The organism is uncultured Stenotrophomonas sp. (assembly GCF_963519125.1).
Lineage (GTDB): Bacteria > Pseudomonadota > Gammaproteobacteria > Xanthomonadales > Xanthomonadaceae > Stenotrophomonas.
Genome location: NZ_CAUQLJ010000021.1, coordinates 51,330 through 64,701, shown reverse-complemented (window position 1 = coordinate 64,701; position 13,372 = coordinate 51,330). Strand labels below are relative to the sequence as shown.

Genomic DNA, 13,372 nt, shown 5'->3' with positions numbered 1-13,372 from the left:
CCCAGCAGATTCCGTCGATCAAGGTCAGCGAAGTCGAAATGAAGGCCATGCGCGAAGTGCTGCTGCAGATGCCGGCCGGTTCCAAGTGGGAAGTCACCCTCCCGCCGGAACAGGCTTACGGTGCCGACCCGCGCACCCCGTTCCCGCCGAACGTGGCCGTGCAGTTTGAAATCAAGCTGATCAGCGTCAAGTAAGATAAGTTGAAAACAGAAAGCGCGTCGATGGAAACATCGGCGCGTTTTTTGTTTCTGGATTCGCGTTACTGTTGCCCCGTGCACTATCCGGAACATTCCCCCCATGCCATGCCCAGTCCCTGCATCGGAATCTGCGCGCTCGACCGCGCCGGCCTGTGCGGCGGCTGTCTGCGCAACGTGGATGAAATCACCCGCTGGTCGACCATGAGCCGACACGAACAGGAACACGTCATCCAGCAGGTATTGCCGCTGCGCGAACAACTGCGGCAATCGCTGGGCAGCTCGCTGGCCGCGCACGAGCGCCTGCTGCGTGCACTGCACCCGCTGGATGCGCCGCCCGGTGGCGACGGCTGGAACCGCAGCGAGCTGGCCGACCTGCTGCCGCCGGGACCGCCGGTGGAAGCGGCGGTGCTGGCGGGCATCATTCCGCGTGCCAGTGGCGCGCAGGTGCTGCTGACCCGGCGCACCGACACCCTTCGCCAGCACGGCGGCCAGGTCGGCTTTCCTGGCGGACGCCAGGAGCCCGATGACCGCGACGCGGTGGCCGCCGCGATCCGCGAAAGCAACGAGGAAATCGCCCTGCAGCACGACCAGGTGCAGGTGCTGGGCTACCTTGATCCCTTCGTGACCATCACCGGATACCGGGTGATGCCGGTGGTGGCGGTGATCGACCCAAGCTTCGTGGCGGTGCCGCAACCCGATGAAGTGGCCGAAGTCTTCGAAGTGCCGTTCGATTACCTTATGGATCCGGCCAACCTGCACCAGGTCGAGATCGACCACCGCGGCCGGATCCGGCATGTGCTGGAATACGGCTGGCCCGGCCAGCGGATCTGGGGCGCGACCGCCGCCATCCTGTACAACCTGCGCCGCCGCCTGGAGCAACTCGAATGACTGCCTCGCATCCGCAATCCTGGACCACCCTGGTCGACGTGGCGACCTTGTCGAACGCACTGCGGCAGGCCGACACCCGCCTGCTCGACGCGCGCGCCACCGCCAGTGCGTCGCCGCGCCTGCTGGATGCGCGCTTTTCGCTGGCCGATCCGCAGTCGGGCGCGCAGGCCTACGCACAGGGGCACCTGCCCGGCGCGCTGCAGGCCGATCTCAATCGCGACCTGGCCGACATGGACCGGGTCGGCCATGGCCGTCACCCGCTGCCCGACAGCGATGTGTTCGCCGCCACGCTGGGGCGCTGGGGCATCGGTCCGGAGACCCAGGTGGTGGTGTACGACGGCGGCGATGGCAGCATGGCCGCCGCGCGTGCGTGGTGGCTGCTGCGGCTGATCGGGCACACCCGGGTCGCGGTGCTGGATGGCGGCGTGGCCGCCTGGCAGGCGGCGGGTCTGCCGCTGGATACGGACCTGCCCCAGGTGACCGTGCTGCCGCCGTACCCGGGCCGGTTCGACACCGCCCAGGTCGCGTCGGTGGAAGAAATCGCCGCACGGCTGAAGCACGCGCCGGGCTGGTTGCTGGACGCCCGCGCCGGCGAACGTTTCCGGGGCGAAGTGGAGCCGCTGGACCCGGTGGCCGGGCACGTGCCCGGCGCAGTCAATCGTCCCTTCGGGCTGAATGTCCACGAAGGCCGACTGCGCCCGGCGGCAGAACTGCAGGCCGCATTGCGGCCGTTGATTGGCACCCAGGATCCGAGCCAGGTTGTAGTGATGTGCGGTTCGGGCGTGACCGCCTGCCACCTGCTGCTGGCGATGGAAGTGGCTGGGCTGCACGGCGCACGCGTGTACGCCGATTCGTGGAGCGGGTGGGTAGGCGATTCCTCGCGGCCGGTCGCGACCGGCAGCTGATCACGGGCCCAACGGCTCCAGAGCCACCGCCGCCAACACCCGCGGCCACGGGAACAACGGGCCGGGGTCGCGTTTGCGCGCCACTCGGCGTTCGGGGTCGTCGCTAGCCGGTTCCAGGCGCGTGTCGAGCGTTTCATGCCCGGCGATGTGGCGCAGGCCCGGCAGGGTAATGCACAGGTGTTGCAGCAGGTCGATCAGTGCGGCGATCTGCACGTCCGGGTAAGACTCGGACATTTCCTGGTGGCGCGAGTCCAGCCAGTGCGGATAGCGTCCGCTGTTGACCAGCTCGATGCCGATGGAGCGCGGGTTGTAGCCGCTCACATGATGGGCCACGCGTTCGACCGGAACGTACTGCACGATGCTGCCGTCGCGGTCGATGTAGTAATGCCCGCTGTTGCCGCTGCCGCTGTCGTACAGCACCCGCTCGCCGTAACTGCGGGCCATCTCCAGGTCCGGCAATTCGGTGCAGTGGATCACCACCAGATCGATCTGGTCCGGCGCGCGCTCGCCCAGCTGCGCCACGTAAGGCAGCGGCTGCAGGTCGATCCGGGGTGGGGCACGTTCGGGCATGTGCCGATGCTAGCATTCAGGGATGAGCGCTTACATCGATTTCCGCCCGGTGGCTGCATGAGCCGCGGCCACTGCATCCTGTCCCATGGCTTTGAAAGCGGCCCCGATGCCACCAAGGTCACCGCACTGGCCGATGTGGCCGAGCGCCTGGGCTGGTCCCACGAACGTCCCGATTACACCGACCTGGACGCAATGCGCCAGGTCAGCAGCGTGGGCGATGTCCCGGCCCGCCTGCAGCGCCTGGTGGAGCGGGCCCGTGCGGCCGCCGCGCAGGGGCCGGTGGTGCTGGCCGGCTCGTCGCTGGGGGCCTACATTTCGGCCATCGCCTCGCTGCAGGTGCCGACCCGTGGCCTGTTCCTGATGGTGCCGCCGACCCGGATGGGGCCGATGCCGCTGCTGGATGCAGCGCCGGTCCCGACCAGCGTGGTCCACGCCTGGCAGGACGAGCTGATCCCGGCCGCCGAGGTCATCGCCTGGGCCCAGGCGCGCTCGGCCCGGCTGCTGCTGGTCGAAGACGGGCATCGCCTGGAGAATCATGTAGATGCTTCGGCCCGGGCGTTCGAAGAGCTGTTGAAAGCTCTCCCCGGTCCGTGAGGGTGGTTTGGCCACGGTCACGTACAATGGCCGGTCCGCTGACCTGCCGAACCTGATTCCGTGAAATTCTTTGTTTCCTGCGCCAAGGGCCTGGAATACCTGCTTGCCGACGAACTGCTGGCGCTGGGCCTGCCGCGCGCTACTGCCACCATTTCCGGCGTCAACGCCGAAGGCGACCTGCCGCAGGCGCTGAAGGTGGTGCTGTGGTCGCGCCTGGCCAGCCGGGTGCTGTGGCCGCTGGCCGAGTTCGACTGCCCGGACGAAGGCTCGCTGTACCAGGGCGTGTCGTCGATGCCCTGGCACCAGCACATCAGCCCGGAACTGACCCTGTCGGTCGACGCGCATGTGTCCGGCACCGAGATCACCCACGCGCGTTTCGCCGCGCAGCGGGTCAAGGACGGCGTGGTCGACAGCCTGCGTGCGCAGGGCCTGGAACGGCCGTCGGTGAATACCGAGTTCCCCGACGTGCGCATCAACCTCTCGCTGCGCAAGGGCCGCGCCTCGATCTCCATCGACCTCGGCGGCGGTCCGATGCACCGGCGCGGCTGGCGCATGGCGCAGAACGAAGCCCCGCTGAAGGAAAACCTGGTGGCGGCGGTACTGATGCGCGCCAACTGGCCGAAGATCCATGCCGAAGGCGGCGGACTGCTGGACCCGATGTGCGGCAGCGGCACGCTGCTGATCGAAGGCGCGCTGATGGCGGCCGACGTCGCCCCGGGCCTGCAGCGCCACGGCAGCATTCCGCCGAGTCGCTGGCTGGGCTTCGACCGTGAGGCCTGGAACGGCCTGATGGCCGACGCGCGCAGCCGGGAACAGGCCGGCCGCGCCGCGCTCAAGCAGGTCATCCATGGCAGCGACATCGACCCGCATGCGATCCGTGCGGCCAAGGAAAACGCGGAGACCGCCGGCGTTGCCGAGGCGATCTGGTTCGGCGTGCGTGACGTGGCCGACGTGCAGGTGCCGCCGCAGGAAACCGGCTGCGTGGTCTGCAACCCGCCGTACGACGAGCGCCTGGCCGCAGATGCGGTCCTGTACCGCCGGCTCGGCGACGCACTCAAGCGCGCGGTGCCGCAGTGGCGGGCGAGCCTGCTGTGCGGCAGCGCCGAACTGGCCTTCGCCACCGGCCTGCGCGCCAACAAGAAATACCAGCTGTTCAACGGCGCGATCGAATGCGCGCTGATCGTGTGCGACCCGATCTCGGTGCCGCAGCGCGAGAACACCGGCCAGCCGCGCGAGCTCAGCGAAGGCGCGCAGATGGTGGCCAACCGCCTGCGCAAGAACATCCGCAAGTTCAAGACCTGGAAGGCGCGCGAGCAGGTCACCTGCTACCGCGTCTACGACGCCGACCTGCCCGAGTACGCCGCTGCCATCGACGTGTACGAAGAGGATGGCGGCGCCGGGCGTACCTTCCTGCATGTGCAGGAATATGCGGCACCCGCCACCATTCCCGACGTCGACGTGCGCCGTCGCCGCAATGAACTGTTGTCGGCCGCGCGCGAGGTGTTCCAGGTGCCGGCCGAGCAGGTCGCGCTGAAGTCGCGCGAACGCGGCAAGGGCGGCAGCAAGTACGGCCGCTTTGAACAGCGTGGCGACTTCGTACTCGTGCGCGAGAACGACGCGCTGCTGCGGGTCAACCTGTTCGATTATCTGGATACCGGCCTGTTCCTCGACCACCGGCCGCTGCGCTGGCACATGGCCAAGGAAGCGCAGGGCAAGCGGTTCCTCAACCTGTTCTGCTACACCGGCGTGGCCAGCGTGCAGGCCGCAGTGGCCGGCGCGGCCTCCACGACCAGCGTGGACCTGTCCGGTACCTACCTGCAGTGGTGCGCCGACAACCTGGCGCTGAACGGCAAGGGCGGCAGCCAGCATCAGCTGATCCAGGCCGACGCATTGGCATGGCTTGAAGCGGAGCGGCACCGCTTCGACGTGATCTTCTGCGACCCGCCGACCTTCTCCAACTCGGCCCGCGCCGAGGACTTCGACGTGCAGCGCGAACATGTGCGTCTGCTGCGTGCGGCCGTGGCGCGGTTGAGCCCGGAAGGCGTGCTGTACTTCTCGAACAATTTCCGCCGCTTCAAGCTGGATGAGGAAGCGATCAAGGAATTTGCCGAGTGCCGCGAGATTTCCGCCGACACCATCGGTGACGATTTCGAGCGGAATCCGCGCATCCACCGAGCGTGGGAACTCAGGCGCTACGGCGCCTGATGGATTGCCGCGCGGTGTCAAGCCACCGCGCTGATCACACCGACCACCGGCAGCACCCACGCCAACGGTGCGATCCACCGCGGCCGCCACGGGTACAGGCCGAAGGCGATCAGCACGCCGCTGATCGTCATCGCGCCCAGCCACAACACCGGACCCGCAGCCCAGCCATGGTCGGCCACGCAGATGCCAAAGGCCGCAGCCAGCAACGCCCAGCCCAGCCAGCGCCATAGCCGCATGCGTGCCGGACCGGCATGCGCCTTGCCGTGCAGTTCCAACTGGTGCTTCTCCATCGCCAGCGACAGCGCGGTGAACGCGGAGAAGCTCACCGTGATCGCCAGCAGCATCATGCGCTCGCCTCTGCGGTCTTTGCCGAAGCAACCGCTGCAGCGGCCGCCATCTGGCGCTTCTTCTTCTCCGCCGCGCTCAGCGCCGGTTGCCAGCGCTGCATGCGCAGCCCGCAGTACGCCAGCATCGCGCCGAAGGCGAGCATCACCAGGTCGAACCCGGCCAGCACCCAGTCGCCGTTGCGCAGGGTCACGCCCAGGTGCGCGTGCGTGGTGAGTGCATTGAGCAGTGGGATCAGCGCGAACAACGCGGCGCCCAGGTACAGCTGCCACGCCCACATCATCCGTTTGGGCCAGACGAAGGCGGCAAGCAGCGCGGCGCCCCACGCGTAGAAGAAGACGCTGGCTTCGGCATCGGAACGTTCGGCCATCTGCACCGGCAACAGGCGGTTACCCCAGAAGTAGGCGGCAAAGGCGATCGGCAGGCCGGCCACCGCGCCGATGTTGAGTGCATCCACCAGGCGCAGGCCAAAGCCGATGCGACCGCTCTTGGCGTGCTTGGGACGCTCTTTGACCGCCCACAGCACCACGCCGCTGGCCACCATCAGGCAGCCGACCAGCCCGGACAGGAAGAACAGGGCGCGAAGTCCCCAGTCCGCGAACCGGGCCAGGTGCAGCCCGTACATCACCCCGCGCGTGTGGGTGGCGCCGCCCGGCACCGGGCTGTGTTCCACCAGCGCGCCGGTCACTGCGTTGTAGCGCAGCGACGGCGTATCGATCGACAGGCGCTTGCCGTCGCGCTGGTAGATGTCGATCACGGCGTTGGCCGCGCCCGGATGGAACACGGTGAAGCCGCTGACCTGCGCGCCCTTCCACTCGGCCCGTGCGCTGTCCAGCAGCTGCTGGATCGGCAGCGACGGGGCGCTGCCCGCGGCAGGCTCGGCAGGATCGGCCAGGCGCGCGAATGCCTCGCTGAAGAACGCGTCTTCGTCCTTGGGATAGGCGACGCTCACGCCCTGCGGCAGGTACATGAACATCAGCGTGACGATCCCGGTGTAGGTGATCATCGCGTGGTAGGGCAGCGCCATCACCGCACTGACGTTGTGGAAGTCCAGCCACGAACGCAGGCCCTTTTCAGGCCGGAAGGTGAAGAAGTCCTTGAAGATCTTCTTGTGGGTGATCACGCCGGTGATGATCGCCACCAGCATGAACATCGCGCAGAACCCCACCAGGTAGCGCGCCCACAGCACCGGAATGTAGTGCAGGTCGAAATGCAGCCGGTAGAAGAAGTCGCCGCCGCGCGTTTCGCGCGCCGCCACTTCCTCGCCGCTGGCCGGGTCCACCGTTGCATCGCCGAAGCGGCCGCCGCCACGACGGCGCTTTTCGCCTTCCACCGGTGGCTTCACCATTGACTCGGGGTTGCGCCAGAACATGCGCATCGCCGGGTTGCGCGGGTCGGGCAGGGTCACGTTCCAGCTTTCGGCCTGCGGCGCCTTGTGCTGCAGGAAAGTGATCGCGCGCTCGGCGGCGACCTCGTTGCTGACGCTGCTGCGCGGCAGTTCCGGGCGCATCCAGCGGCTGATTTCCTCGCGGTAGTAACTTGCGGTACCGGCCATGAAGATCAGCAGCAGCAGCCAGCCGACCAGCAGGCCGGTCCAGGTATGCAGCCACGCCATGGACTGGCGGAATCCGTTCTTCATGCGCGCGCTCCCATGGCCAGCGTGCCCAGCCAGAACAGCGCGGCGGGCGTGGCGATCCCGATCCACGCGCGCAGTGCAGTGCGGGTGGCAAACGCCCACAGCGCCGCGCAGGCGCACAGCACGATGGCCACCAGCATGCCGGTCAGTACCGCTTGCGCGCGTGCGATCGGCAGGGCCACGGCAAAGAACATCGCACAGGTCGCGGCCAGTGCGTAGCCACCGACGATGGCGGCCAGCGAGCGCGAGAGTACGCCCAGCCAGGGGCGGGCGAAGAATCCACCGAAGCGGCTGATCCCGCTGGCAACTGGCGTGCTGTCCACGAAAACCTGCAATGTCGAATCCAACAACGGACGTCACCGGCCAAAGCCGGTGACAGGAGAGGGTGGCCATCCGTGGCCAAGCCGCCGCACGGGGCGGGGGTATCCCTAGATATCGTCTTTTCCCGACGCGTCCACAACGGGTTCGGGCAAGCCTTCAGCCCGTGAATGATAGTCATTATCATTCTCTTCGGCAAGGTCGATGGGTGTCGTCCGAGATCCGTTCCAGCTACCGCACCTGCGATACTGGGAACATGAACAAAGCAGACGCACGCACCCTCGCGCTGGAAGCCCTGCCTTATCCAGTCGGTCGCGATCCGGCGGAACTGGCGGCCGATGACAACTGGTGGGCGAAGGTCAGGGATCTGTACGACCTCACCGACGACGTGGTCATGCTCGACAACGGCTACTGGGGTTCCATGGCACGGCCGGTGCAGGAGGCGTTCGAGCACGGCACGGCGCTGGTGAACCGGGACAATGCGTGGTTCGGCCGGCGTACCTTCCCGGGGCTGTTCGAGCAGGCACGCGCGCAGTTGGCGCAGACACTGGGCGTGGACAGCGACGAGATCGCGCTGACCCGCGGCGCGACCGAAGCGATGCAGATCCTGATCAGTGGCTACCGCAATCTGCAGCCCGGCGACACGGTGCTGTATGCCGACACCGACTACCCCAGCATGATCACGGCGATGGAGTGGCTGCAGGCGCGGCGTGGCGTGACCGTGCAGCGCATTGAACTCCCCGAGCCGTTCGACCATGACAGCATCGTGGAGACCTACCGAAGCGCGCTGGAGCAGCACCCGCGCACGCGGCTGCTACTGCTGACCCAGGTCAGCCACCGCCACGGCCTGCTGCTGCCCGTCGCCGAAATCAGCGCGCTTGCACGCGGCGCGGGCGCGGACGTGGTGCTGGATGCCGCGCACGGCATCGGCCAGGTCGACACGCCGCTGCGCGATCTCGATGTCGATTTCATCGGCATCAACCTGCACAAATGGATAGGTGCGCCGGTCGGAGCGGGAGCGGTTTACATCCGGCGCGGTCGCCTGGACGACATCGACCCGTACATGGGCGAGGCGGAAACCGGCCATATCGACTCTCGCGTGCACACCGGCACGGTCAATTTCGCGACCTTCCTGGCATTGCCTGTCGCGCTGGCGTTGCATGAACGCATTGGGGTGGCCAACAAGCGTGCGCGCCTGCTGCGCCTGCGCAACCAGTGGCTCGACGCGCTGCGCGACGACCCGCGCATCCAGCTGTTGACCTCCCCCGACCCGCGCCTGTCCAGCGCCATCGCCGCCTTCCGGCTGCGCGGGCAGTACGACATGGACGCGAACACCGCCACTGCGGAACGCATGCTGCAGCAGTCCGGCGTGTTCGTCGTAGCCCGCGAAGGCCTGGCCTCCGGCGCCTGCATCCGCGTCACCCCCGGCATTTTCAGCACGCCCGCACAGATGCAGGCGCTGGTGGAGGCCATCCGGGCCGTGACGAAGTAGGGCGGTTCAGCGCGAAGCGCAGGCCTTGGCGATCTCGCCGTTCATGCTTTCGGGGATGGGGCGGCCGAAGGCTTCGCCGAACTCGCGACGGGAGCGCAGCTCCTGGCAGTGCTCGGGGTCTGCCGCGCCGTCGATCACGGTGCCGCGTACCGGCGGTTGGTTGCGGCCGGCGTCGGCCTGCATGCGGCGGCGCGCGTCGTAGAGCTCGCGCTGGGCGCGGTTCCGCTCTTCCCAGCTCAGCTTCGGATCCCGGGTGATCGGCCGGGTCACGCCGGTGTCATGTTCAGGCGCGCAGGGCACGGTCTGGTATACGGTCTGGCCGCCGACCGCGCATTTGTACACCCGCCCGGCGTGGGCATTCCCGGCCAACGCACACAGCGCCAGCGTCACGATCATCCTTCGCATCATTCCCCCCGGACGGGCCACTCCAGCCCTGAATGCGCGGCAGAATACGCGAACCCCGTCGCAAAAACACCCGGTCAAACTGTCAACCTTAGGGTCGCTTCGACCCCACCACGATAGAGCCACGCCCTGCGTGGCTGCGCACCTCGGCGCCTACCACTGCATCCACACCGTCAACGCATGCAGCAGCAGTCCGATCAACCCACCCACCAGGGTGCCGTTGAAGCGGATGAACTGCAGATCCCGGCCCACGCTCAGCTCCAGCTGTTCCACCAGGTGCCGCTCGTCCCACCCCTTCACGGTCTGCGCGATATGCGTGGTCACGCCCTCGCGCAGCCGGCTGGTGAGGCGCTCGGCGCCGTCCATCAGGTGTTGGTTCAAGGCCTCGCGCAGCGAAGGGTCGTCCTGCAGCGCCTGCCCAACCTTGGCCAGGCTGCGCCGCAGGTGCCCGGCCAGGGCCGAGTCCTCGCTGGACAGGTCCGCCCGCAGGCTGGCGTGGATGCGCGCCCACAGGCCCTGCACGTAGTCCTGCACGGCCGGGTGGTCGATCACCTGCTGCTTGAGCTGTTCAACTTTTTCGGCCAGTGCGGGGTCGTGGCGCAGGCGCTGGATGTAGTCGCCCAGCCACACCTCATAGTCCCTGCGCAGCGGGTGCTCCGGCTCGGCCAGGATCTGCTGCAGTTCGGCCAGCACCGCATGCGCCATGCGCTCGGCCAGGCTGTCGCCGATTTCGTCGATCGGCTTGACCCAGTTCACCGTGCTGGCCAGCTTCGGCCACTCGCGCTGGATGTAGCGGACGATCAGCTCGGAGGCGCGTTGCTTCACCGCCTCGTTGTCCATCCACTGGCTGATCCGGTTCAGGCCTTCGTCCAACACCCGCTGGTGGCGGTTGTCGGCGGTAAGCAGGCCCAGCAGTTCGCCGGCGGTGGCGGCGGCATTCCACTGCCGCAGCTGCTCCACCACGAAGCCCTGGATGCTGCGCCGGACCGCCGCCTCGTCCAAAAAATCCAGCGCCTGCAGTGCCCAGCCTCGCGCCATGTCGGCCAGCAGCCGCGAGCGTGCCGGATCGGCCAGCCAGCTGCCCAGCCGACTCGCCGGGTCGAACACCTGCAACCGGGCCAGCAGCGCCTGCGGTTCCAGGAACTGGTCGCGCACGAACACCGCCAGGCTGTCGGCAATGCGTGCCTTGCTGCGCGGAATGATCGCCGTGTGCGGAATCGGCAGCCCCAGCGGGCGGCGGAACAGGGCCACGACCGCGAACCAGTCGGCCAGCGCGCCCACGGCGGCCGCCTCGCAGAACGCCGACACCCAGGCCCAGATCCCGCGCTCGCCATTGAGGTGGCTGACGATGAAGCCGGCCAGCATCGCGGCCAGCATCAGCAGGGCGATGCCCTTCAGGCGCCGCAGCTGGGCGCGGCGGGGGTCTACGGTGGTAGCGGACGAATTCATGTGCCCAGTCTATCGACAGGCACATGATCAACGCTTGACGCAGCAGGGGGGAGAGCCGGGCTCTGCCCGGCTCTACGGGCTCCAGCGCAGTCGGGGTTACGCCGCGCGAAGCGCCGCCAATTGGCGCTTCAGTGCGTCGTTTTCGAGCGTCAGCGCGATGATCCGCTGGCGGAGCTCGGCCGGGCCTTCACCCAGCGAAGCCAGCGCGTCGGCGATCTCCGCCTCCCGGCTCGCATCCACCTCCAGCTCGCCGTCGGCGCTGTGCAGCACCTCCTGCACCGGCTTGCGCGGCTTGCGCTTGGCCTCGCGCACGCGCTTGGCGGCCTGCTTCAATTCGTCCTTGCCGGCCACCGCCGCCGCGCGCTGTTCTTCTTCCGGCAGGTCGGCCACCGCCGCCGCCGCGCTGATCGAAATGACGCCGCTCTTGACCGCCTCCACCAGTTCCGGCGCCGCCTGCTTGTGGATGCGTTCGATCATCGTGACCTGGCTGCTGCTCAGCCGCGCCTCGCGCGCCATGTCGGCACGGCTGACCTTGGGAGCCGGCGCCCACGGCGGGCTGTCTTCATCGCCCTCGGGGGTGGCATCGGCGATCTCGCCGTCGCTTTCGCGCTGCAGCTGGGCCTGGTCGGCGCGGTGGCGCTCGGCCAGGATGTCGCGTTTGCGCAGCGCCAGCACGCCGCGCTGGAAGTCGGAAACGCTGCGCCGGCCCAGGTGCTGTTCGATCATCCACAGGTGCACGTCGTCCATCGACTGGAAGCGGGTGTTCTGCACCGTCTGGAATGGCAGGCCGTGCTTCTGGCAGATGCCGAAGCGGTTGTGCCCGTCCACCAGCACGTCGTTCCACAGCACCAGCGCGTCGCGGCAGCCCTCCGCCAGGATGCTGCGCTCCAGGGCCTCGTGTTCGTCGGCAGTGAGCGGATCGATGTAGGCCTTGAGTTCTTCTTTGACGACGATGTCCATGCAATCCGGGGCGGCGGGTAATGACCCGCCATTCTATCAACCGGTGGCGCGGATCATCTCGCCGAGCACGTCGACGATCCGGTCGATCTGGTCGCGCTCGATGATCAATGGCGGCGACAGGGCGATCACATCACCGGTGCAGCGCACCAGCAGCTGCCCGTCGCGGAAGCAGCGCTCGAACACCTCGTAGCCGCGGCTGCCCGGCGCGCCCTTGCGTGGGGCCAGCTCGACCGCGCCGATCAGCCCGAAGTTGCGGATGTCCACCACGTTCGGCAGCCCGCGCAGGCTGTGCAGCCGGGTCTGCCAGTACTCGCCGAGCTCGATGGCGCGGTCGAACAGACCTTCGGCCGCATAGGTGTCCAGCGCCGCCAACGCCGCCGCGCAGGCGAGCGGGTGTCCCGAATACGTATAGCCATGGAACAGCTCGATCGCGCCCGGCGGGCCCTGCATGTAGGCATCGTGGATGGCATCGGCGACCAGCACCGCGCCCATCGGCACCGCGCCGTTGGTCAGTCCCTTGGCCATCGTCAGCAGGTCCGGGGTGACGCCGAAACGCTGGGCGCCAAAGGCGTTTCCGACCCGGCCGAAACCGGTGATGACCTCGTCGAATACCAGCAGGATGCCGTGCTGGTCGCAGATCTCGCGCAGGCGCTGCAGATAGCCCGGCGCCGGCAGGATCACCCCGGCCGAGCCGGCGATGGGTTCGACGAACACGGCGGCAATGGTGGAGGCATCGTGCAGCGCGATCAGCCGCTCCAGGTCCTCGGCCAGTTCGGCGCCGTGGCGCGGCAGGCCGGGGCTGAACGCATTCCGCGACAGATCCAGGGTATGGCGCAGGAAGTCGCTGCCGGCCAACAATGGGCCGAAGCCCTTGCGGTTGTTGGGCAGCCCGCCAATCGACAGGCCGCCGAAACCGACCCCGTGGTACGCCTTCTCGCGGCCGATGAAGCGGGTACGCTGGCCTTCACCGCGCAGGCGGTGGTAGCCGAGCACGATCTTCATCGCCGTATCCACCGCTTCGGACCCGGAATTGGTGAAGAACGCATGGTTCAACGGCCCGGGCGCCAGCGCGGCCAGGCGTTCGGCCAATGCGAACGGCAGCGGGGAGCCCATCTGGAACGGTGGGGCAAAGTCCAGCGTGGCGGCCTGCTGCTGGATCGCCTGCACGATGCGCGGCCGCGCATGCCCGGCGTTGCAGCACCACAACCCGGCGGCACCGTCCAGGATCGGCCGGTCGTCTGCGTCGTGGTAGTACATGCCCTCGGCGCGCACCAGCAGGCGCGGTGCGGCCTTGAACTGGCGGTTGGCGGTGAACGGCATCCACCAGGCGTCCAGCGAGTGCGGCCGGCTGGTGCGTGGCATGTCGGTGCGTGGCATGGGCAACCCCGTGGTTCCGGATGACCGCAATGTA

Annotated in this window: 14 protein-coding genes; 6 read left to right on the top strand and 8 right to left on the bottom strand. The window is 68.0% G+C overall.

Annotation, left to right across the window (positions count from 1 at the left end):
* From RYM47_RS16185 to RYM47_RS16175, 3 genes are all read left to right on the top strand, one after another.
* Nucleotides 1-194: FKBP-type peptidyl-prolyl cis-trans isomerase (locus tag RYM47_RS16185; protein WP_315389173.1), on the top strand; the 194-nt coding region annotated here is incomplete at its 5' end.
* Between the two features lie 108 nt (nucleotides 195-302).
* Complete coding sequence (locus tag RYM47_RS16180) at nucleotides 303-1,085, top strand: CoA pyrophosphatase (RefSeq protein ID WP_315389171.1); 783 nt, start codon at nucleotides 303-305, stop codon at nucleotides 1,083-1,085.
* Complete coding sequence (locus tag RYM47_RS16175) at nucleotides 1,082-1,990, top strand: sulfurtransferase (RefSeq protein WP_315389169.1); 909 nt, start codon at nucleotides 1,082-1,084, stop codon at nucleotides 1,988-1,990. Before RYM47_RS16180 ends, RYM47_RS16175 begins: the two co-directional genes overlap by 4 nt.
* On the opposite strand, the gene RYM47_RS16170 is transcribed toward RYM47_RS16175, so the two are convergent.
* The gene (locus RYM47_RS16170) at nucleotides 1,991-2,560 is read right to left on the bottom strand and encodes an N-acetylmuramoyl-L-alanine amidase (RefSeq protein ID WP_315389167.1); all 570 of its coding nucleotides are present in this window, start codon (nucleotides 2,558-2,560) and stop codon (nucleotides 1,991-1,993) included. It lies immediately after the preceding gene.
* Nucleotides 2,561-2,617: 57 nt separating this feature from the next.
* Here RYM47_RS16170 and RYM47_RS16165 point away from each other — a divergent pair, with 57 nt between their 5' ends.
* The gene (locus RYM47_RS16165) at nucleotides 2,618-3,154 is read left to right on the top strand and encodes a hypothetical protein (RefSeq protein ID WP_315389165.1); all 537 of its coding nucleotides are present in this window, start codon (nucleotides 2,618-2,620) and stop codon (nucleotides 3,152-3,154) included.
* A gap of 60 nt (nucleotides 3,155-3,214) precedes the next feature.
* Complete coding sequence (gene rlmKL / locus RYM47_RS16160; protein WP_315389164.1) at nucleotides 3,215-5,359, top strand: bifunctional 23S rRNA (guanine(2069)-N(7))-methyltransferase RlmK/23S rRNA (guanine(2445)-N(2))-methyltransferase RlmL; 2,145 nt, start codon at nucleotides 3,215-3,217, stop codon at nucleotides 5,357-5,359.
* Nucleotides 5,360-5,376: 17 nt separating this feature from the next.
* On the opposite strand, the gene RYM47_RS16155 is transcribed toward rlmKL, so the two are convergent.
* Genes RYM47_RS16155 through RYM47_RS16145 form a run of 3 tightly spaced genes read right to left on the bottom strand, consistent with a single transcriptional unit; the run spans nucleotide 5,377 to nucleotide 7,663 of the window.
* On the bottom strand, nucleotides 5,377-5,706 hold the full coding sequence (locus tag RYM47_RS16155) for a DUF3325 domain-containing protein (protein WP_315389162.1): 330 nt from the start codon (nucleotides 5,704-5,706) through the stop codon (nucleotides 5,377-5,379).
* Nucleotides 5,703-7,343 carry a PepSY-associated TM helix domain-containing protein gene (locus tag RYM47_RS16150; RefSeq protein ID WP_315389160.1) on the bottom strand — a complete coding sequence of 547 codons (1,641 nt, stop codon included), beginning with the start codon at nucleotides 7,341-7,343 and terminating at the stop codon, nucleotides 5,703-5,705. Before RYM47_RS16150 ends, RYM47_RS16155 begins: the two co-directional genes overlap by 4 nt.
* Nucleotides 7,340-7,663 (bottom strand): DUF3649 domain-containing protein, encoded by a 324-nt coding sequence (locus tag RYM47_RS16145; protein WP_315389158.1) that lies wholly within the window; start codon nucleotides 7,661-7,663, stop codon nucleotides 7,340-7,342. The genes RYM47_RS16150 and RYM47_RS16145 overlap by 4 nt, the downstream gene beginning before the upstream one ends.
* A 251-nt stretch (nucleotides 7,664-7,914) precedes the next feature.
* Here RYM47_RS16145 and RYM47_RS16140 point away from each other — a divergent pair, with 251 nt between their 5' ends.
* A complete protein-coding gene (locus RYM47_RS16140; protein ID WP_315389156.1) occupies nucleotides 7,915-9,150 on the top strand; it encodes an aminotransferase class V-fold PLP-dependent enzyme in 1,236 nt (411 codons plus the stop codon).
* Between the two features lie 6 nt (nucleotides 9,151-9,156).
* On the opposite strand, the gene RYM47_RS16135 is transcribed toward RYM47_RS16140, so the two are convergent.
* The 4 genes from RYM47_RS16135 to RYM47_RS16120 form a co-directional block, all read right to left on the bottom strand.
* Complete coding sequence (locus tag RYM47_RS16135) at nucleotides 9,157-9,546, bottom strand: hypothetical protein (protein ID WP_315389154.1); 390 nt, start codon at nucleotides 9,544-9,546, stop codon at nucleotides 9,157-9,159.
* A gap of 159 nt (nucleotides 9,547-9,705) precedes the next feature.
* On the bottom strand, nucleotides 9,706-11,001 hold the full coding sequence (locus RYM47_RS16130; protein ID WP_315389152.1) for a DUF445 family protein: 1,296 nt from the start codon (nucleotides 10,999-11,001) through the stop codon (nucleotides 9,706-9,708).
* Nucleotides 11,002-11,097: 96 nt separating this feature from the next.
* The gene (locus RYM47_RS16125; RefSeq protein ID WP_315389151.1) at nucleotides 11,098-11,961 is read right to left on the bottom strand and encodes a plasmid replication/partition related protein; all 864 of its coding nucleotides are present in this window, start codon (nucleotides 11,959-11,961) and stop codon (nucleotides 11,098-11,100) included.
* 36 nt (nucleotides 11,962-11,997) lie between these two features.
* Entirely contained in the window at nucleotides 11,998-13,338 is a 1,341-nt protein-coding gene (locus RYM47_RS16120) for an aspartate aminotransferase family protein (protein WP_315389149.1), read from the bottom strand.
* Nucleotides 13,339-13,372: the final 34 nt, after the last annotated feature.